Source organism: Pedobacter sp. W3I1 (genome assembly GCF_030816015.1).
Classification (GTDB): Bacteria; Bacteroidota; Bacteroidia; order Sphingobacteriales; family Sphingobacteriaceae; genus Pedobacter.
Genome location: NZ_JAUSXN010000001.1, coordinates 4502148 through 4521845, shown reverse-complemented (window position 1 = coordinate 4521845; position 19698 = coordinate 4502148). Strand labels below are relative to the sequence as shown.

16 protein-coding genes are annotated in these 19698 nt (G+C 40.2%); 8 read left to right on the top strand and 8 right to left on the bottom strand.

Translation table 11 applies throughout. The features are described 5' to 3' along the window. Positions 1 to 2: 2 nt before the first annotated feature. From QF042_RS26375 to QF042_RS18390, 7 genes are read left to right on the top strand one after another with little or no spacing between them, the layout of a single operon-like run. Entirely contained in the window at positions 3 to 431 is a 429-nt protein-coding gene (locus QF042_RS26375; protein WP_373459082.1) for a MauE/DoxX family redox-associated membrane protein, read from the top strand. Between the two features lie 17 nt (positions 432 to 448). Beyond that, the gene (locus QF042_RS18415) at positions 449 to 1507 is read left to right on the top strand and encodes an efflux RND transporter periplasmic adaptor subunit (protein WP_307531092.1); all 1059 of its coding nucleotides are present in this window, start codon (positions 449 to 451) and stop codon (positions 1505 to 1507) included. 2 nt (positions 1508 to 1509) lie between these two features. Next, entirely contained in the window at positions 1510 to 4551 is a 3042-nt protein-coding gene (locus tag QF042_RS18410; RefSeq protein WP_307531090.1) for an efflux RND transporter permease subunit, read from the top strand. Beyond that, the gene (locus QF042_RS18405) at positions 4548 to 5978 is read left to right on the top strand and encodes a TolC family protein (protein WP_307531088.1); all 1431 of its coding nucleotides are present in this window, start codon (positions 4548 to 4550) and stop codon (positions 5976 to 5978) included. Before QF042_RS18410 ends, QF042_RS18405 begins: the two co-directional genes overlap by 4 nt. 18 nt (positions 5979 to 5996) lie before the next feature. After that, the gene (locus tag QF042_RS18400) at positions 5997 to 7376 is read left to right on the top strand and encodes a sugar-binding domain-containing protein (protein ID WP_307531086.1); all 1380 of its coding nucleotides are present in this window, start codon (positions 5997 to 5999) and stop codon (positions 7374 to 7376) included. Positions 7377 to 7383: 7 nt separating this feature from the next. Continuing rightward, positions 7384 to 8952, top strand: coding sequence for a hypothetical protein (locus QF042_RS18395; RefSeq protein WP_307531084.1), 1569 nt, complete (start codon positions 7384 to 7386; stop codon positions 8950 to 8952). A gap of 11 nt (positions 8953 to 8963) precedes the next feature. Further along, positions 8964 to 9362: a discoidin domain-containing protein gene (locus tag QF042_RS18390; protein ID WP_307531082.1), complete on the top strand. Its 399-nt coding sequence runs from the start codon at positions 8964 to 8966 to the stop codon at positions 9360 to 9362. Positions 9363 to 9371: 9 nt separating this feature from the next. On the opposite strand, the gene QF042_RS18385 is transcribed toward QF042_RS18390, so the two are convergent. Both QF042_RS18385 and QF042_RS18380 read right to left on the bottom strand, forming a co-directional pair. Further along, positions 9372 to 10475, bottom strand: coding sequence for a TlpA disulfide reductase family protein (locus QF042_RS18385; protein WP_307531080.1), 1104 nt, complete (start codon positions 10473 to 10475; stop codon positions 9372 to 9374). Between the two features lie 766 nt (positions 10476 to 11241). Next, complete coding sequence (locus tag QF042_RS18380) at positions 11242 to 11625, bottom strand: DUF4279 domain-containing protein (RefSeq protein WP_307531078.1); 384 nt, start codon at positions 11623 to 11625, stop codon at positions 11242 to 11244. 318 nt (positions 11626 to 11943) lie between these two features. Between QF042_RS18380 and QF042_RS18375 the strand changes: the two genes are divergently transcribed. Then, complete coding sequence (locus QF042_RS18375; protein WP_307531076.1) at positions 11944 to 12654, top strand: hypothetical protein; 711 nt, start codon at positions 11944 to 11946, stop codon at positions 12652 to 12654. Between the two features lie 455 nt (positions 12655 to 13109). Here the strand turns inward: QF042_RS18375 and QF042_RS18370 are convergent, their stop codons facing one another. The 6 genes from QF042_RS18370 to QF042_RS18350 all read right to left on the bottom strand — a co-directional run bounded on the left by QF042_RS18370 (position 13110) and on the right by QF042_RS18350 (position 19357). After that, positions 13110 to 14192, bottom strand: a complete 1083-nt coding sequence (locus QF042_RS18370; protein ID WP_373459081.1) for a serine hydrolase domain-containing protein — start codon at positions 14190 to 14192, stop codon at positions 13110 to 13112. A 185-nt stretch (positions 14193 to 14377) separates the two neighbouring features. Next, positions 14378 to 15187, bottom strand: a complete 810-nt coding sequence (locus QF042_RS18365; RefSeq protein WP_307531072.1) for a helix-turn-helix domain-containing protein — start codon at positions 15185 to 15187, stop codon at positions 14378 to 14380. A 229-nt stretch (positions 15188 to 15416) separates the two neighbouring features. Beyond that, a complete protein-coding gene (locus tag QF042_RS26370) occupies positions 15417 to 15617 on the bottom strand; it encodes a lipid II flippase family protein (RefSeq protein WP_373459080.1) in 201 nt (66 codons plus the stop codon). A gap of 504 nt (positions 15618 to 16121) precedes the next feature. Further along, positions 16122 to 17384, bottom strand: coding sequence for a hypothetical protein (locus QF042_RS18360; RefSeq protein ID WP_307531070.1), 1263 nt, complete (start codon positions 17382 to 17384; stop codon positions 16122 to 16124). 90 nt (positions 17385 to 17474) lie between these two features. Then, entirely contained in the window at positions 17475 to 18665 is a 1191-nt protein-coding gene (locus QF042_RS18355; RefSeq protein ID WP_307531068.1) for a hypothetical protein, read from the bottom strand. A gap of 17 nt (positions 18666 to 18682) precedes the next feature. After that, positions 18683 to 19357, bottom strand: coding sequence for an SBBP repeat-containing protein (locus QF042_RS18350; RefSeq protein ID WP_307531066.1), 675 nt, complete (start codon positions 19355 to 19357; stop codon positions 18683 to 18685). Positions 19358 to 19698 lie beyond the last annotated feature (341 nt).

Here is a 19698-nt window from a genome sequence, read left to right as displayed (position 1 = left end):
CTATGCGATACAGATCTATTATAATCCTTACACTCACAACACTCTTTTTTTTATTGACTATGTATCATTTAAAGTTCAGGCAGACCTTTCTTGTAAAGGTAGGAATGACAGATTTCTTTCCACCATTTCTGGTTGGAGTGCTTTCATTCGCCATGCCAATATTGACAGCTATAAACGGGCTTTTTCTACTCCTCCGCTCGGAGAAAAAATCATCTATATATTTTGCTTTGGCCACTTTTTCATTTTATACCCTGTATAATCTGTTCCTTTACATCAAGACTGGAGATGACTGTGGTTGTTCTAATTTCTTTATAGACATTGAGCTGCATAAACAGTTGATAATCGGAATGACAGCAATATTATTCTGCGGCTTGGTTTTACCCCGAAAGCAGCAAGTGCAGCTTACACCAAAAAAATCATTAAATACTTAGTTTTATACTCATTAAAGGTGAAGACTTTTCCGATACTAATACTCGGTTTGCTATCGCTCAATGCGTGCAGACCAACGACTGCGCACGTTCAGAAAAAAACCGTTACACTCAACCTTAAGGCAAAATTACCAAGGGTAAAAACTTATAAGTGCATATATAGGGATCTCGATTATCAGATCGAGACTTCCGGTAAAATTCGCGCTGACAGGCAGTTGAAAGTCATTGCTGAAGTCACTGGGAGGTTAATAACCTGTAATCTTTCGAACAATTCAGTAGTAACACAGGGAAGTCAATTGTTAAGCTATGATCTCAAATCAGTTGATCTACAGATAGAAAAAATAAAAAATTCAATATTCACCAGCCGAATGGCTTTTGAGAGCGACATTTTAAGCCAGGAAAGTTTATTGAAGGGCAAAAGTAAGGGAATCAGAGATACCGTTTATAGAAAGCTCAAAGTTGATGCCGGACTTAGTGCTGCTGAAATTGAGTTAAGGTCATTGTTTGATATAAGGAAAAATGCAGTAGTCAGAGCACCAATTTCCGGAACAATTGCAGATGTAAAAATTCAAAACGGAATGTACATTAGAAATGGCGATGAGCTGTTTACCATATACTCCCATAATGAGTTAACTGTAGAAACCAAAATCCTTGAATCTGATGTAGCCTCTGTCAAGGTCGGTCAACTTGGGGTTATCCGGCCGATTGCAAGCGATAAGGATTATCAAGCTAGGGTTTCCGGTATAAATCCCTTAGTTGATGAATCAGGGATGGTATCAATTAAACTCGCAGTTGTAAATGATGGACAATCTCTTTTACCGGGGATGCATGTCACCGTGAATATATCTATTCCTGTCAAACATGTTTTGCTTGTGCCAAAGGATGCTATTCTCTTCAAGAACAGCAGAGGTGTCGTATTCACAATGGATAAGGGTTTAGCTAAATGGAGTTATGTGGTAATGGGTCGAGAGAATGGAAATTATGTCGAAATATTGGACGGGTTGGCTCAAAATCAGAAAGTAATCATTTCCAATAATCTTCAGCTTTCCCATGATACCAGGGTAGAAGAGATTAAGTAGCTATGGTAAGATATTTGTTAACCAGGCCTATCGGAGTGATGCTCACATGCCTGGTCATGATGGTATTTGGTGTTTTTTTGTTTTTTCATGTTCCCGTTTCGTTGCTGCCAGACATAAGTATTCCTGAAATTGTGGTGAAAGTTCGTTATCCGAACGCATCGGCAGAAGAGATTGAGAGGGATGTAACCTCACTCCTGCGGAACTCCTTATCAACAGTAGATTATGTTGAAGATATTCAATGTCAGTCAACTAATAATGCTGCGACATTAACACTTAAATTCGCCTATAAAACTCGGATGGACCTGGCAAATGTTCAGGTGAATGAGAAGCTAGATAGATTAATATCTTCTCTTCCAGATGATATGGAACGGCCTGAGGTTATCAAGTTGAGCACCAGTGATGTTCCCATAGTTAGGTTGCAGGTAATCCCGAAACCGGGAGAGAATTACAATCAGATTTCTGAACTTACCGAAAGGGTAATCAAAAAACGCCTGGAGCAAATAGAGGGTGTATCAATGGTTGATATCAATGGAAGGCAGCAGTCCGCACTTACTATTGTACCCAAGAAAAAAGCACTTCAAGCCGTAGGTCTTAATGAACTTTCCATAGCAAATGCAATCCGGGAAAACAATAAAGATCTGGGCTCTTTGTCGGTTAAGGACGGGCAATACATTTTTCATGTAAGGATCAATCAAGAATTTGGAACTAGAGAACAGATTCTCAGCCTGCCGCTAAGAATTCGTGATGGCAGTCATGTACCACTTGGTAAATTAGCAGATGTAGAGAAGGAAGTAAAACAGGCGCAAGGCTATCACGTTTACAATGGTTTGGTGGGGCTAGTGATAACAATCCATAAACACCCTGCAGCTAGGATGAACAGGCTTGAGCCTAAGATTAAGGACGCTATGGCGCAGTTTAGTCTGGATTACCCCAATGTTAGTTTCTATCTTACCCAGGACCAAAATTTTTTACTTGAAGAAGGTATTGGCAACCTCAATCAGGATCTTATCTATGGAGGTTTCTTTTGCTTGTTATTGCTCTTTCTCTTTTTGGGGAATTATCAATCACCAATTCTAATGGGAATAAGCATTCCGATATCACTTATTATCACGGCAATTTTTTTTTATCTTTTTGGGATATCGTTCAATATTATCTCTCTATCTGGACTTACTCTAGGGGTAGGTATGCTGATTGACAATTCTATAGTGGTATTGGAAAGTATTACGAGAAAAAGAAAATTAGGTTTAAGTATTGATGAGAGTTGTATTCAGGGAGTGAATGAAGTTATGAGTCCCGTGATCGGAAACGTCCTGACAACAGTGGCGATATACGCACCATTAATCTTTCTAAATGGTTTAGCGGGTTCCCTGATCTTCGATCAGGCAATTGCACTCACCATTTCACTAGGAGTATCGTTGTTAGTGGCTTTTTGCCTGAATCCTGTCTTGTATAAAGTTTTCATGAAAACTCCGGTTGAGAGACTAAAAGACGATACTATTCTTTACAAGGGTATATTAAAACGCTACACCACAATGATGGATAAGGTATTTGCCCACAGGCGACTATTTTTGATGCTTGCTTTTTTGGTGATGCCAATGGGTTTCTTTCTGGCGAGGAATATCAGAGTCGAAACACTTCCTACTCTTTCTTCAACCGAATCAATTATAAAGATAGATTGGAAAGATCCGATAGATGTGGAGGAAAACCGCCGGCGAACCGAACTCCTCACCAGTATCATTCAGACTTACCCCGCCAGCTGGGAGGCAGACATTGGAATTGACCAGTTCATCCTTTCCAGAGAAAGTGGAACAATTCAAAATTCTCAAGTATACTTCAAAACAGAGAATGCAAAAGTCAAATCAGAGGTTAACCGAAAAATTTCAAAATTTTTAGCGGTTCAATTTCCGACAGCCACTTTCCAGATTGAAAATGCGCCCAACGCATTTACAAAAATTTTTGACAGTAATGAGCCTTATCTGGAGGTTCGCTTCCGGCAATTAGTCAATATGTCGGATGAGACCCTGTCGAAGAAAATAGATTCCTTGTTCATGGTCTTGCCCACGAATTTTAAAAAAGATGCAGGTTTTAATAAGGAGACAGGGGTTCAGATAAACATTAATACAGAAAAAGCATTACGGTACGGTGTAAGCCGGGAGGCCATCAAGGATAAGCTAAACAGCATTTTTGGTGCCTACAGAATTTCCAAACTTAAAACCTTTGGGGAAGAAGAGGTAATTCAGTTGAGTGAAGATAACCAAAACATTGCGGAGAAACTCTCAAATGTTGTCGTAGGTCGGGACAGCGCTATTTTTCAATTAAGGACTTTTATTGACTACCACTATGATCAACAAATGAAAAGTATCTCTTCTGATCGTTCAGGTCAGTATTTCTCCGTATCATATGAGTCCTCTGCAGATCATCCCCAGATTGAAAGAAATATTTCGATGCTAGCCAAGGAAAAAGGATTTTCAGCTTCGTTTACCGGAAGCAAAACAAAAAGTAGAAAACTAATGATGGAAATGCTCATGATTGCGGCTATATCGCTGTTATTGTTATATCTAATTTTGGCGATCCAATTTGAGCATTTACTTTACCCGCTTATTGTAATGCTCACCATTCCGATAGGATTCTCTGGTTCTGTATTTGTGCTGTGGTTGGCTGGTGGTAGTTTTGATATAATGGCTGCGATTGGTTTTATCGTCGTTTTTGGAATTATTGTCGATGACCCATCGTTAAAGGTCGAAACAATAAATCGTTTGCGCCGTGAATATGCTCAAGATCCGAATTTGAATAGCGGTGATATTCTGCTGAAGGCTATCAGGGACGCAGGAAAAATCTGTCTCAAACCATTATTAATGGTCTCACTGACTACAAGTTTAGCCTTAATCCCAGTGTTCTTTAGCGATGGTATTGGCAACGAATTACAGCGGCCACTTGCATATGTTATCGTTGGAGGGCTAACAATTGGTACCTTCTTTACCTTATGGTTTATACCATTGACTTATCTTTTGATTAGCTCTGGCCGAAAAAAAATATTAAAATGAAACATACGCTTCTCATATTGTCTCTCTTCGGTATTATGTTTTTGTCATCCACTGACACGATAGCACAACTCCAGACTTTGGGTGAGGTGATCGCCAGGGCTAAAAATAATTCTACTTCTGCGAAAATCGCTACTAGTCTAAAGGAAAACAGAAATTATCTTTATGAAAGTTACAAAGCCACTTTGAAACCCCAATTATCCCTTTCTGGCAATATAGCAGATTTTAGTAGTGATTTTTTTGGTGTAAGACAGCCGGACGGCTCACTTATTTTTTTACCAAGGAAGCAAAATTACAGTAACATCGGGCTAAGTTTATCGCAGCAAATAGGGCTTACCGGAGGTCTATTGGCAGTAAACAGCAACCTTACCCGCTTCGATGATTTCAGCCGTAAGGAAATGCAGTACTCTGGTAATCCGTTTACAGTAAGTCTTAACCAGCCATTGTTTGCCTTCAATAGCTTTAAATGGGATAGAAAGATAGAGCCACTTAAACTAGAGGAAGCAGAAAAAGAATATGTAAGGAAGGTTGAGATACTTTCACTTACCGTAACTAAGCTCTACTTTGATGTGCTCGATGCCCAGGGTGATTATACTTTAGCAAAGAAAAATCTTCAAAATCAGAAAGAAATTTTAGAGATAGAAAATCAGAAAATAAAATTTGGTACCACGACCAAAGATAAAATCCTGCAACTTGAAATTCAGCTTTTGAAGTCGACGCAGGCTCTTGCGCTTGCAGAGGTAAAAATAAGAACATCTGTCTTTAATCTACAAAGTTTTATAGGTGATAAGGATCTTGACGTTTCCAGGCTGGTACTTCCTGAGATTTTGCCGAAATTGAATATTACACCAAAGACGGCAGTTGAAAACGCCAGGAAGAATCGTTCTGAGTTTACAACTTTTAGAATTAGGCAATTAGAAGCAAAAAGAGATCTGGATCAGGCTAAGAGAGATCGCTTTAAGATAAATCTTACTACCTCTTTCGGCTATAGCAATATAGGGGAAACCTTGCCTCTATTATACAAAAGGCCGAATAGTCAACGGGCTCTTACAATAGGTGTAAGTATACCCGTCTTGGACTGGGGCAGGACCAAGGGGAAAATAAGTATTGCAAATTCGAATCTAAACACAAACCTATATACTGTTGAACAGGAAGAAATCGCGATCATCAGTGAGGTCAATAATATTGTAGAAAATATGAATTTAATATTGGAAAATATTGAAATATCTAGAAAAACGGAAGCAGTTACCGAGGAAAGGTACACGCTTGTTATGGATCGCTTTAGATATGGTAAAGTGACAGTAACTGATTTGAATATCGCAATCGATGAACGTGATACTGCAAAGCGGGCATACATCGGTTCGTTGCGGAGATATTGGGAATCGTACTATGAGATACGGTCATTAATTTTATCTAACCTCAATGACTAGTCGTAAAATTATAATAATATGAAATTGAATAAAATTCTACTCTTGTCAACTATTGTGATTTCCCTTTTGAATTCGTGTACAGAGAAACATTTTGCTGATTCCGAGATATTGCTGGACGGGGCCTGGAGAGTCAAGACCTCTGACTCTATTAAGTATTCAACGTCCGCTTATGAGGACAGTACATGGATTGAAATTGATGAACAAAAGCCCTTGGATGTCCAGGGATTTAGGGACTATGATGGGATTGTCTGGTACCGTTATCATGTTGTAATTCCCTCATCGGTTAAAAATAAGGCAGTCATGAAAAAGATTAGTTTTCATCTGGGCCAAATTGATGATAGTGACCGATTCTATCTAAATGGGCATTTGATCGGAAGCAATGGAGAGCTTGGACTAAATCCAGCGGACAGTTTGAAAAGTTTTGCGCAGGTTAGCCGAGTTTATGAAATGGATATCAATGATAAGAGAATATTATGGGACAGAGAAAATACTATAGCCATCCGTGTAGTTGATTTTGGTGGCGGACTCGGGATGAATTCACCTGCTTTTATTACCACATCCCACATCAAGCTCAGGAATTTATTAAGTACTTCTTTTAACACCAAGTGGAAGTTCATAATGGCAGACTCCATTAATTTTTCACGGGAGGACTACGATGATAAAAAGTGGACAATAATCGATGCGGGTCAAGAATGGGAGACGGCGGGATTTCCTGACTACGATGGTTACGCATGGTATCGTCAGTGCTTTGATGTTCCAAAATCCTTAACAAAATATTTTACTGACCAGACTGTGCTTGAGTTCAACCTTGGTAAAATAGATGATTATGATCAGGTTTACCTTAATGGTCAACTGATCGGCGAAAACAATAAAGATATTCATAGCCTGAAACAGGATCTTAACAATAACTTTAAAAAGGGAAATTCCTGGGCAAATACTCCCAGAAGGTACCGTATTTCCGTTGACGATCCACGCTTTCACAGGCATTCTAGCAATCTGATTGCGATCAGAGTATTCGACAGCGGTGGTGGAGGTGGAATGATCGAACGCCCGGGATCTGTAAAAATCGTAAGTCCTGATGAACAACTATTACTCGATTATTCAAAATTTCTCAGCATAAACAAAGCAAATAAGCTCGATACAGTTGTTTTGATCAAAAATAGGGCTTCCTCAAGTTTTACGGGCTCTGTTTCGTATTCCTTTTGGAAGAAGAAAACTAAAGAATTATTTGCAGTTGGTGCCAGCAGGATCGTACTTAAACCTATGGATTCAACATGGTTTCGAATCAGCGTTCCTCAGACGTTGGATGAGCTGCATTTTTCATTCAAGGTATCTGATGCTAAAGATGCCGTCTTGATATCAGAGAGAAAGAACATCCCATTTGTATTAAAAAATTAATTACGATATGAAAAAATTTAAGGTTCCTATGGGTGTCATTTCAGGAAGTAGTCGCTTATTTCTACTTGTTTGTTTTTGCTTGGTCGTATTTTCCTCGTGTAAAGACAGAAAGTTACCTAACAATATTAAGAATATTATAAACAGCCAGGCAAACAAGTCTGTAATCTTACAGGTGATTGACCATTATTCAGAGGATTCTGCCGATAGCCTTAAATTGAGAGCAACATATTTTCTCATTAGTGCACTGCACAATAGAACATATCTTACGGGACATAATTTGGAGGCTTTTCAGAAATATCCTGAACTGGTTTTGCGGGATCTGGATCATGGTGAATTCATTATGTCATCTTTATCGAAGATATATGGTGAGTATCATGGCGATTCGCTAATAAGGAAAAGTGTGCTGCAGGAGGCGACCGCTGATCAGTTGATAGGGAATATTGATCAGGCATTCTTCGCATGGGAACAGGCGCCTTGGCACCTTGATTATAATTTCGATGAGTTTTGCCAATATATATTGCCATATACAATAGATCGGGAAATCCCTTCTTACAACAGAAAAGCAGTGTATGAGCAATTCGTTAAATTACTTGGTAAAAAGCCAGATCCAAAAATGGACGCAGTATCGGCCACTAAAATTATTAATGATGAATTGATTAGAAATGGTTGGGTTTTATCAAATCGAGCCTCTTTTTTGCCAAATTTCAGTGCCGAAAGTCTAGTGAAAAACCGAATTGGAACATGCCGTGATATGGGCGATTTAGCCATTTTTGTGATGCGTGCGGTAGGCATACCGGTTGCTACAGATTTTGTCCCCCAATGGCCCTATAGAAGTATTGGCCACAATTGGAACGTAGTGATCGATAAAAGGGGAATTTCTCAGCCCTTCTTGGGTGCTGAGGATAGTCCAGGTACTCCTCATAAGGCAGGAACAAAAAAGGGAAAGGTCTATAGGCAGACCATTACTCAAAATCAAAATTCACTAGCTGTTCTAGCAGGTAAAAGTGAACCTATTCCAGGATTTTTAAGCGACCCGAATTTGATTGACGTTACCGATGTATATGCCAGGACCTTTACCGTTTCCCTACACTTACAAAAAGGATTGAGCACAAATAAATTTGTCTACCTCTGTGTTTTTAACAATAAAGACTGGATTCCAATCGCTTGGGCTAGGCGGAATGGAGATAAGGTGGAATTCGCTAAAATGGAAGGTGGAATCGTTTATTTGCCTGCTTTTTTAGATAAAAAAGGTTTTATTCCCGCAGGCCATCCACTCGAATTAGATGAAAATGGATTTGTAAATACATTGAATCCTAAGGAAACAGAGGTCACAGAAATGGTCAGATGTAACAGGGTGTACCCTATCGTTCCGGAAATGTTTGCAATGGATGAAGTTAAGGGAGCGGTTATTGAGGGAAGTAATAATTCAGATTTTTCTTCTTCAAAAGTGTTATACCGATTCATATCAAGAGGGCTTCCTTTTGAGAAACTACCCTCAGCTTTTCCAAAAAAGACCATTTTAGGTATTATAGATATCTGTCTGCAAAAAATAAACCATGCCAACTTGCAGAAATAAGTTTTTTAACAATGCAAGGCAGAAATAAGGGAAAAGTGTTGGCAGACAAAAATGCCGATGACAATATTCTTAATAATGCTTTTGATGGAGATGTAACAACTTTCTATAAAGCGAGCAATAATAACACAAATATAGTAATTGATTATGGTCAGAAGACGGTGTTGGAACAAGTTAAAATAACTCCAAAACTTAACGACTCCCCCAATGCCTCAATAGTTGCTGGGAGGAAGTATGAACTTAACTACTGGGCAAACGGGTATTGGAAACCGATTTTTACCGTTGTGCCAGATACGAACACCATTACATTTAATGGGCTGCCAAAGAAAGGATTATTCCTTTTAAAGGCACTTTCCAGATCCGACGAAAGCAGGATTTTTACAATAGACGGCGGAAAACAAAAATGGTTTTAATAGTATATGTCATTTTGCTTCCTGTGAGATTATTTTAATAAAGTCAGGATTGAATCCGATAAACTTTTCAATGACTTTTCCCGTTTTGTCTATCAGAAATGATGTAGGCATAGCCTGTACATCGTACAGGTTTTTTATTCTTCCACTTTCACTGGCGATGTCCGTAATGTTGAACCATCTGATTTTATCGAAATTGGTTGATGTTTCCCAGGCTTTTCTAGTTTTATCCATTGAGAAATTTACAAAGGTTACCTTGTCTTTCAGCGAATCGAAATGTTCCCCAATAAGTCTGTTTTCCAGACGGCAGGGAGCACATCCGGCTTCGCCAAAGGTGAGGTAAATATATTTTCCTTTTAGCGCTGAGAATTTAAATGCTTTGTTGTCATAAGTTAAAGCATCAAACTCAGGCGCTGAAAATCCTTTTTCTGCTAATCTTTCGGTGAAAAATATTTTAAGTCCGGTACCTTCCGACGTTTTTTGTAACGCTACAGGCAATTTTAGATATAGATCCTTAATGCTTTTTTTGCCGATTCCCTGTCGATTGCGATAAACTATGTCGAGTCCCATATATGAATCGATATTCGATTTGCCGAATTCCACGTAAACCCGTTGAATTTCATGCGTTAATTTGGTCATTTGCATTTTCAGTTCTTCTTTTCTTTGGCCGCTCATTGCTACACTATCTTTAATTTTCTTAGCGATTGAAATTGTTGTTAGCTCGATAGGTCTTTGGAGTGCATCCAATGAAGTCTGTAATCTTTGCTCTCTGCCGCCGGATGTTTTGCTTTCAAGCCGCATATTGGTTGCTGGTGAAGAAAAATCCATTTTTAAATTTTCGACTTGGATGATTGCATATTCTTCGCCAATGACTAACCAGCTAGGGGTTGGCGCCTCTACCTCTCCGTGCAAATCGAACCTGCCGGATTTGGTGTGTGCCTTAGCGATGCAGGATTGAGATTCAATATCAATTAATTCTACATAAGTGCTGTCTGGGATATCACGGATCAGGCCGCTAATGTGGAAGCCGGGTCGGGATTCCTGGGCGTTCAAAAGTGAAGTAAAAATGCATATAAATGCAAAGGTTAGTATTAATGAAGAGGTTAATTTTTTCATAATGTTAGTTCAATTGATGGATCCGAAGTTTTCCATTTTGCTTTGATGTCGCGTTCTCAAGATACATAATTGTTTTGGAATATACATCCTATTTGTTTCTAAAACCTTTTACCAACTTTCTGGGATTGTATTGGATTCGTCCATTCGGTGCTTAAGGTTTGTTTTCATCAGTTTAGTGGCAGGTCTTATTTTCGGTTACTTAAGTTCTTTGACTTGATCATGTACCAACTTTCTGGTGGTTAGTCCGACTTGTTAATTGTTATGAACTGGTCCGGGAAATTTATACTGAATGTTTTTGTTAGCTTTTGCTGTATGATTGGTGCGCTTGGGGCGAAGTATCCGGTTTCAATTTTGTTGGTGTCAATGGCTAAGGGTTGTTGGGTGCTTCTTGTGGTTGCTTTTTTTTGGAATAGGGATAAAGGAGAATGCAGCGGAAGGAGTTTGAGGAGTTTATGCGGTGAAGGGATAGGAGGAGGTAAGTGGGGGGGACAAGGCAGATTCTGTTTCGATTGTTTTTTGCCTGTCCCCTGCGGACCGGGCCATTTGCTATATCTTTTGTTCCAAAAGGATGCCGCGTCTGTTCCTGACAGGGGGAGTGCTTTCTGTTAGGGCTGTAAAAAGGGATGACTTGATTTATGGGCTGAGCTGCTAAAATTCTGCTGTAAGAGAACGAAAATAACAAAGAGGTTGTTTCTTATGGAGTAGGCCAGTAGGGATATCTTCATAAAAGCACATTACTGGTATAAGTCCAGATCAAAATGTACGTTCAATTCCCGAAAATTTTATTATAACGGTCTCCCAAATGAACCCATGGTGTACTTTCCTCGCTTTCAGCTTCTAAGAAAACGGCGCAGGAAAATTCACAAAGATATTTACTGCATAGAATATTAAGCACATCTATTTTCGCCTCTGCAATATCCATAAAATACTCCATTTGGGCGTCGAAATCACTGTTTTTAGCAAGTTCTGATGGACCAATGATCCACCCGTTTTCCTTGGATATTTTTCCGTTTGGCAGTTTTTTATTAACCGGACGGCCTTTAAAATATTCTTTTATAGCCTTTACCCCGACTAATTCAGTTAGTTCCTCATGGGTAATGTCTTCAAATCCCCATATCCCTAAACTTAGTTCTAATCGATGCTTTTTCATTTCCTTATAAAATTGATCAAATTTCTGGCAAAAATCTCGTTGTCATTATAATGCGCGTGATAATTATCGATTACAAGCGATGATATCATCTGATAAAACAATATTAATTTTTTAAATTTTGTATCTTTCAGATTAATTGAAATAATTTTGTGTTTAACACTTAAAATCTTATTGCTCTTGAATCCAAAATTTTTATCTTACCTATTTGGTGTAAGTATGCTACTGCTGGCTTGCAATCAGGAAAAAGACACACATAACATAAAAAAACATAAACAGGTTTATAATGGGCCGTGTGATTGTGCCCTATCCGAAAAATCAATGATAGAGCTATGTCCTGTTGATGCGATAGGTGACAGTGTCGTCATTTGCAAGGTCGGTACGATTACGGTGATCGATACAACGACTGTGTCGTTGAGCTGGACAGCGTATATCAAGAGTAGGTTTCATGGAGGAGAAGGTACATTGGTAGACTGCAAAACAGGAGAAAAATTATTAAAGGATGACTACAATATTCAGCTTTCTTATTCTGGCAAAAAAATAGTGGTTGATAAAAAGCGGAAGATATCGGTATATGATGGAGTAAATAGGGATTGGAGCCGGCTTGACCTGCCTGCGTACCGCCAAACTATCTATGCTAAAAATGGAAAATTATACCGCTCGCCTGATTCTATGATATTCAGGCCGGCGCCACCGGATAAAAAAGCTTTTGCTCAGGTTTATGCCGAATACCAGAACTTTGTAGTTGACAAAGGGCAATATGGAGGAATGGGTACAATGGTAAACAAATTGGTATCGACAGCGCTATCGGGTGATAAATTTTCGATAAGCAAATTGGTCACCTTAAAAGCGGATTTTGCAGATTACTTGGATAACCATCCGGAAGATGCGGTAGGCATTGGGGAAGATTTGAAGTTATATGCCGATTATTCAAATTATCTTAAAGGTGGGAGAAGGGTTAAGTATTTTGATCTGACTATTTTTCCGAGATTTAAAAAAGCAGCATTGGGCAAAAAATGGGAAGAGAAGTAAACTTTAAAACAGGGGCATCAATAATATAAAATTCTTCTGTCGCTTAAAATAAATCTTTACATTGCCCTAAATTAACTCACTCTTTCATGATTTACGATAATCTGCGTTTTGATACGCTTTTAATCAGATTACTGCCACCTTAAACAATTACAAGGAACTTGCAAAGAAATGCACAGGTAACCTATTCGATTACAACCGGGGGAACTACAATCAACGGATCGGTAGCACTCGTGATTACTTTTACCTCTAATATTTCTTGGACGCCAGCACCTCAAACAGTGTATGTTAATCACTCAATGTCTGCACAAGCTTATTAAACAATAATTGACCATCGCTGTCCTGCCGCTGTGATGTTAATCTGTAATTTATTATTATTAAATATATCAATAAACTTAACTGCGCGGTATATTTTGGCCTTAAAATCGATTTTATATAAAATTACCTGTTTCGTAAAATTATCTAGCTATGGCCTTTGTTATAATATCGGTAATTATGCTTTTATCATCCATGTACTTATTACATAAAAAGAATCCACCCAAGCCTGTTGAAGGATTAAATGCGAGGAACGAGCTAACCCCAGGATCATCCCCATCGTGGCCAATGGTACCATTGTTATATAAATTCCACAAGATACCTTTATTTCTTTTAGCCAAACTTAATTTTGCTGGTGTATTGTTGCTTGAAAACTGTGGTGTAAACATAATCCGGAATGACTCCGGTTGCAGAACAGCAGATCTGCCTGAGAAGCCCCTGATCATGTCGATCAAAAACTTGCTTAAATCCGAAGCGTTGGTTTTTAACCCACCATCCGGATAGGTTACCAGGTCATATACCGGAAAATTCACATCATTGTTGTAGTAGAGTTGGGCTAGATTATTTATTTTCAGGTCAGCCAAGAACCACGCTGAATGGTTCATATGCAGCGGTTTGAATATATGCCTAGCAGTAAAGGCGCTGTAAGAAGCACCAGATTTGATTTCTATTAAGTAAGCAATTAATGCAGTTGCGATGTTGCTGTAAGATGAGGTTCTCCCTGATGTGGTGTATACAAAATTCTCAGGACTATAGTAGATCCCTTTTTCCGCCAAATAGTTAAAGCAAAATTCCCTGAGTGTTGTATCTGCAAGAGTCTGTTTATAACCTAACGCCTGCAATGGAACTAGAGACGCAGGGCTGTATGATCTCAGATGTAGATTGAAGCGGTATGTGTTAATATAAATGCGTGGATTATCTATGATACCAGAAGTATGTGTGGCCAGTTCTCTGACTGTAATAGGATGGTTAGGTTCATACGGGTTAACAACTTTGAACGGAAGTAGCGAGTTAATGTCTGTTTCGAGTGTAAAATAGCCAAGCTCGATAGCTTTCATTAGTGCAACAGACAATATCATTTTACTGACAGACCCAATCTCTTGAGTTGTATACAGTGAATAAGGTTTCCCAGCTGCTAGATCAGCCTTACCAAAGCAGTGCCCGTAAATAATACGTTTGTCGTTAACCATTACAACTGCCATTCCCGGCAAACTTACTTTTTCCATTGCCCGATGCAGTTCTTGTGTTATCCGTTGATCCTTGTGCTGTGCTGATCTCTTGATAGCACAAGATGTCAAACCTAATAGTATATACAAGGAACATATGATTGGACTAGTTTTTTTCATTTCTGGATAAATTAAACTCAAAGCTAGTATAACCTAATCTCGATAAATTGTATAAAAGCGAACAATCAGGTTTGCAATGGCAGTATATACTGCAACTTATTGAATTTGGAGGGCAAGCTGTCCATAATACAAAAGTAGGATCTGGTGAAGTGAGATTGATCGGTGTACCCATATTTATACGCTAATGCCGTTAATGACAGATTGCCTGTTGATGAAATCAGCTCGTTTACTACCGACCTGACCTTCATTATAGTAAAAGCCTGCTTCGGGGTCAGGCCAACATGCCGGCGGAATTTTTTTTCTATTCCCCTAACAGTATATCCTGTATGATCGGACAGGGCAGCTATCTTCAGGGGAATAAACGGGGAATGGGATTCAAAAAGATTAAAGCAACTGGCAATAAGGGTAGAGGCACCCGTAGGATACAGATAAAGTTCAAGTGCCTTTAGAATCTGCTGTTTTGTCCCCTTATTATCAAGCACGTTAATGTCAATGAAGGATCGGGCCAACTCTCTATTGATATCTGCTATAGCAGCAAATTGGTTCGTTAGCTCATGAAACGAGCAGTTGCTCAATAAAGTGGCGGCCCAGGGATTGAGCTGAACCATAAAGGCTTTGGTATATGGCAATACCATTACACCTGTCGCCTTTGTGATCTCCCCTACTAGGTAGCTACCCCTAGCAATGGAGATAGGGTTATTTGGGAAATCTATTATTAAACCATCTCCATGTATAATTGCAATCGTAATGCAAGTATTTGGAAGCGCGTGTTTTGTGGTTGCCACTAATCCTGATTCGGAATTATCAAGGATCCAGAACTTACGTACGTAAGAATTAAGTGGAGATTCTGAACTCATTTCTAAATATTTAAGCATAAGTTAATGTAGGATTTTTAACTGACTAAATGCTCCTGCTATTGTCCTTTCCTAATATTGATCCCAGGAATCCTTACTTTCGTTTAATGAGACTGTCATTTTCTTCCTAATGAAATTGATCTTTTGAGCTTACATTTACATTATACCGAAGATGCAGCCCACGCTAGGACTTCTGCAACGGGTAAAAATAAGACTTGTGCCACTAGAGTTCCAATTAGCAGGGCAAATGTCATATAAACGATATATTTCTAAGAGTTGCCTCCGAACATTTTCCTAGCATAATGTCATCAGTCATTACTGATAGATGCGGATCTATAAAAGCAAACATTAGTATCGTCGCAAAACCATTTATGAATGCGGACAAGTTACTAGCCATAGTTCTGCATTCAGGGTTCAAGTACGAGGCATAAACAGCTGATAAAAGTCCCACAGTCAGAATCGCAACAGCAAAAATGTTAAGAACAAAAATTCTCCAAGGAAATTCGTCATCTAATATCGCACATTTTGGCCTGGCAATTAGCTAGAAGATGGTTTGTTTGTTTGTGTCAGTAAAATGGGGTGTTGTTTGGTTGGTATTAAGAAGGGGGGTGAGTTGTTGTTGGCTGTCCCCTGCGGGCCGGGCCATCTGCTGTATCTTTTGTTCCAAAAGGATGCCGCGTCTGTCCCTGACAGGAGAGTTTGTATGCAAGACAGGGATATTAATTAATAATTTTTTGGCCTAAGCTTCCTCTATTTTCGAGCTATTTTCTATTTTCGCGATGCAAACCTATAGGTCTGCACTTTTTATCTAAACTAGCGCTTTCAGGATTGAGGCGCTTTTTTTATAATCTACACTGCATATTTTAGAGAAAATGAGGAAGAACCATAAATTCTTAATTCTTTAAGCTATTTAAATACAAAAGCCGCAAGTATCATAGTTTTGCAGGTTTGGCTGTTACCAAAACAAAGGCTTGGGTTCAGTTTTCCAAAAAAATATCCTGAATTCCTCTGAATGGTTGGCGTCTCCTATGGTATGGCTGTCCTGGCCCTTGCCCAGGTGGAGCTTATGGAGCATCCCGGAGTGGGAGCCCACCCAAAGGGTCTGCTCGTCGTTGCAAATGGCCATGCCGCTAATGCTAGAGCCCAGATGGTGCCTCCATAAGGTTTTTCCATCTTTGTCGATTGCCCTGATGTAGCCATAGGCATCACCAAGGATATAATATGTAGAGGCTGCTACTCCCGAATAAACGCGCATCTGGTCATCCAGTAGAGTAAAATCCCCGTTTTCTTCATAGGCAGGTATTGAGATGCCGTTCAGTTTGTTCGTATCTACGCCGATGCTGATCCCATTGTAGAAATGGCAGGAATTGGTCAGCAGCTGGCTGCCATCTTTGGAGAACAGGCAGTAGTGTGGGTAGGAGGATTGTGGTCCGACTGTACCAATTTGGCTGCCTTCGGGATCGAGAATACGGTGATCGCTGCACTGATCGCCTGCTATGATGAGCTGGTTGTCATCAGATATGGTGGCATTTTCCATATCAATGTTAGGGCTCCATTCCTCATCATCTTCATCTGCTACCGGATGGATCATCTGTTCTCCTTGGCAGGACAGGATGAAGATGCCTTCAGCGGTTGTCAGTAAGATTTTTTTGCCGTCGTTGAAGGGGATCATTTCGGTAATGCCGTGACCTGAATCTTCGCTGAGCGTAAATTCTGCGATTATTTCGCCCTGCCAGCCTTGGGTTGTGGTAATCTTGTTCTTTACCGCAATGGCAAATACCGCTCCGATTTTGGATTTGCCGATGGCGCGGATATTTTCATCCAGCTCCAGGAGTTCACTGCCGTTTAGCAAAAAGGCCTGTCGCTGCTCATATGGGGATCCGGTAAGGAAAACGATCTTTTGCCCTTCGATGAACTGGAGTTGGCAGATGCTTTGTGAATTGTTGTTCATCAGGCCGGTCAGGGGTGCATGTGCAGGTGGGAAATCCTGCCTGAATTTTTGAGTTTCTCCCCTTTCATTGGCTTCTTTTAGCAGGGCCAGTACCGCTTCGGCAAGGTGTTCCCGATCATCGCTCGGGTCTTTGCCTTTCCAGTTGTCCCAACCATGTTCTTCTGCAAAGCGGACCATTTCGTTTACGGCGCTGGCATATTCTGCGCCTTTTGTTTGCCATTCCTGTTGAATGTTGCTGTTGTTGTTTTTCTTAAAGAGATTAAACACGGTATCGTTTTTTGTTTTTCTAATATAGAAATTATGCTTTAATGTGAGGTATTTTTATCGACGGTTATGCAGCCGTTGAGATAGTTTGCGCTATTTGCCCAGCGTGATTTTTCTGATTAAATTATTTCCTTGGTCTGAAACATATAAGATGGTTTGGTCAGGACTTAGTGCCAATCCCGCCGGATGGTTAAACGTTGCTGTTAATGCGGCACCGTCTGAGTGTCCCTTGATGCCTGAACCGGCCAAAGTTGTGACCATGCCGGTACTTGAAATTTTTCTGATCACATTGTTCGATGCATCTGCAACATATAGATTGGCTTCCCTGTCCATCACGATTCCCTTGGGATTGTAAAATGTTGCAGTTGTGCCCAAGCCATCCCCCCGGCCATAAATCGCAAAATTTCCGGCGCTCTGCATCCCTGCGAGCACTGTAAAAGAACCACTGTCATTAACTGATTTACAGATACGGTGATTGCCGGAATCGGCCAGATAAATGTAACCTTTATCATCTACCCAGATCTGATAAGGTTGTTGCCAAAATAAACCACTGGGCCCTGGGGTTCCCGAGGCCAGTTGGATAATATCTCCCGTGGCACTGAGCTTATAGATCCAGCCATATCCGCTATCGGAAAAGAAGATCTGATCGTTTTTATCCACAAAAATACCTGTTGGTGCGGTAATTCCGTAGGGCTTACTCTTGATTACTGAGGTAACTGCACCGGATATACTGATTTTGCGAATGGCATAGTTGCCTGAATCTGCAACAAAAATTTCATTCTTGGCATTGATAGATAAACCAACCGGATTTAAGAAGCTGGCATTTGAACCCGGGCCGTCGCTGTAGCCTGGTTGTACTTTTCCGGCAACAAAAGTAACATTTCCCGATGGGCTGATTTTGCGGATCATGTTATTCCCTCCATCGGCTACAAATAGATTGCCCTGATCGTCAGTGGACATTCCACTCGGGTGTCTGAAATAGACTGTGGTTCCCGTACCGTCGGTCGGCGTAAAATCCCCCAAAATAGTACTGACTACCTGATCAGCTGAAATTTTTCTTATCTGGAAATTGTTTGCATCACCAACATACATGGTACCGTCTGAAGTCAGTTCAACAGATACCGGATTATTAAAACTTGCCGTTCTGACCGGGCCATTAACCACGCCACTGCTACCGGTCCCTGCATAAGTGGTGACCGATCCTGTTGGGGTGATTTTTCTGATTGTCTGGTTTCCAGAGTCAGCCGCATATAGATTACCTGTAGCATCGATGGTTAATCCCATCGGGAATTTAAACGATGCTACATTGCCACTACCATTGGCAGACCCTGGCTGGCCGGTTCCGGCCAACGTGGATACGTTGCCGTTTTATCGATCTTCCTGATGCTATGGTTCTGCCTGTCTGTTATGAAAAGATTATCTGCTGCATCTATTGCGATATCTTGGGGGGCATTAAATAAGGCCGCTGTACCCAGACCATCACGGTTTCCCTGGTTTACGCCTCCTGCAAAGGTGCTTACATTGCCTGTCGCATCTAGTTTTCTAATCAATGAATTATTATCGGTGACATAGATATTCCCTTTTGAATCTATGCCTATACCTCTTGGAAATGTGAATGAAACTGAAAGTGCCGGTCCGTTTACAATTGCCAAAGGACCATTTCCAGATGTTTGTACACCGTTTCCGGCAATGGTGGACACCGTTCCGTCCGGCGTAATTTTACGTATGTATCCTGTTCCGCAATCTACGGCCAGAATATTTCCGAACCGGTCGAGTACCATGCCCGAGATATTACTAAAAATTGCGTCTGTTCCCTTGCCGTCCTTATGGCCAGCGATACCAGTTATACTCCCGGCCAAAATTGAAGCAGTTCCGTCCGGTGCAATCTTCCTGATGCAGTATTTTCCTTCATCTGCTACAAATACGTTGCCGTTAGCGTCTGCGACTATGCCGTTCGGGGATTTTAGTTTGTTCATGTCCGCTACAAAAATCCCGGCAAATGTGCTAACTGTTGTCGCGGTAGCACCAGGTGAAGGGATTGTTGGCCCTGGCTCTGTTCTTGGTTTTTGGCATGACAAAATGAAAAAAGAAGATATAAGGATGCCACAACTGAATAGTTGGATCGTGTTTTTGGAGCGCTGTTTTAACATTTTAATAATTGTATATGCAATTATAACAAATATTGGATATAATGTCTTGTTACAATTAATTTTAACAATTGGAGATTCGGAGAATAATGTTTGTTGCTGGGTTTAGTTAGGGTTGTTAGGAGTTGGGTTGTTTTTGGCTGTCTCCTAAAGGACTGGGCAATCTGCTA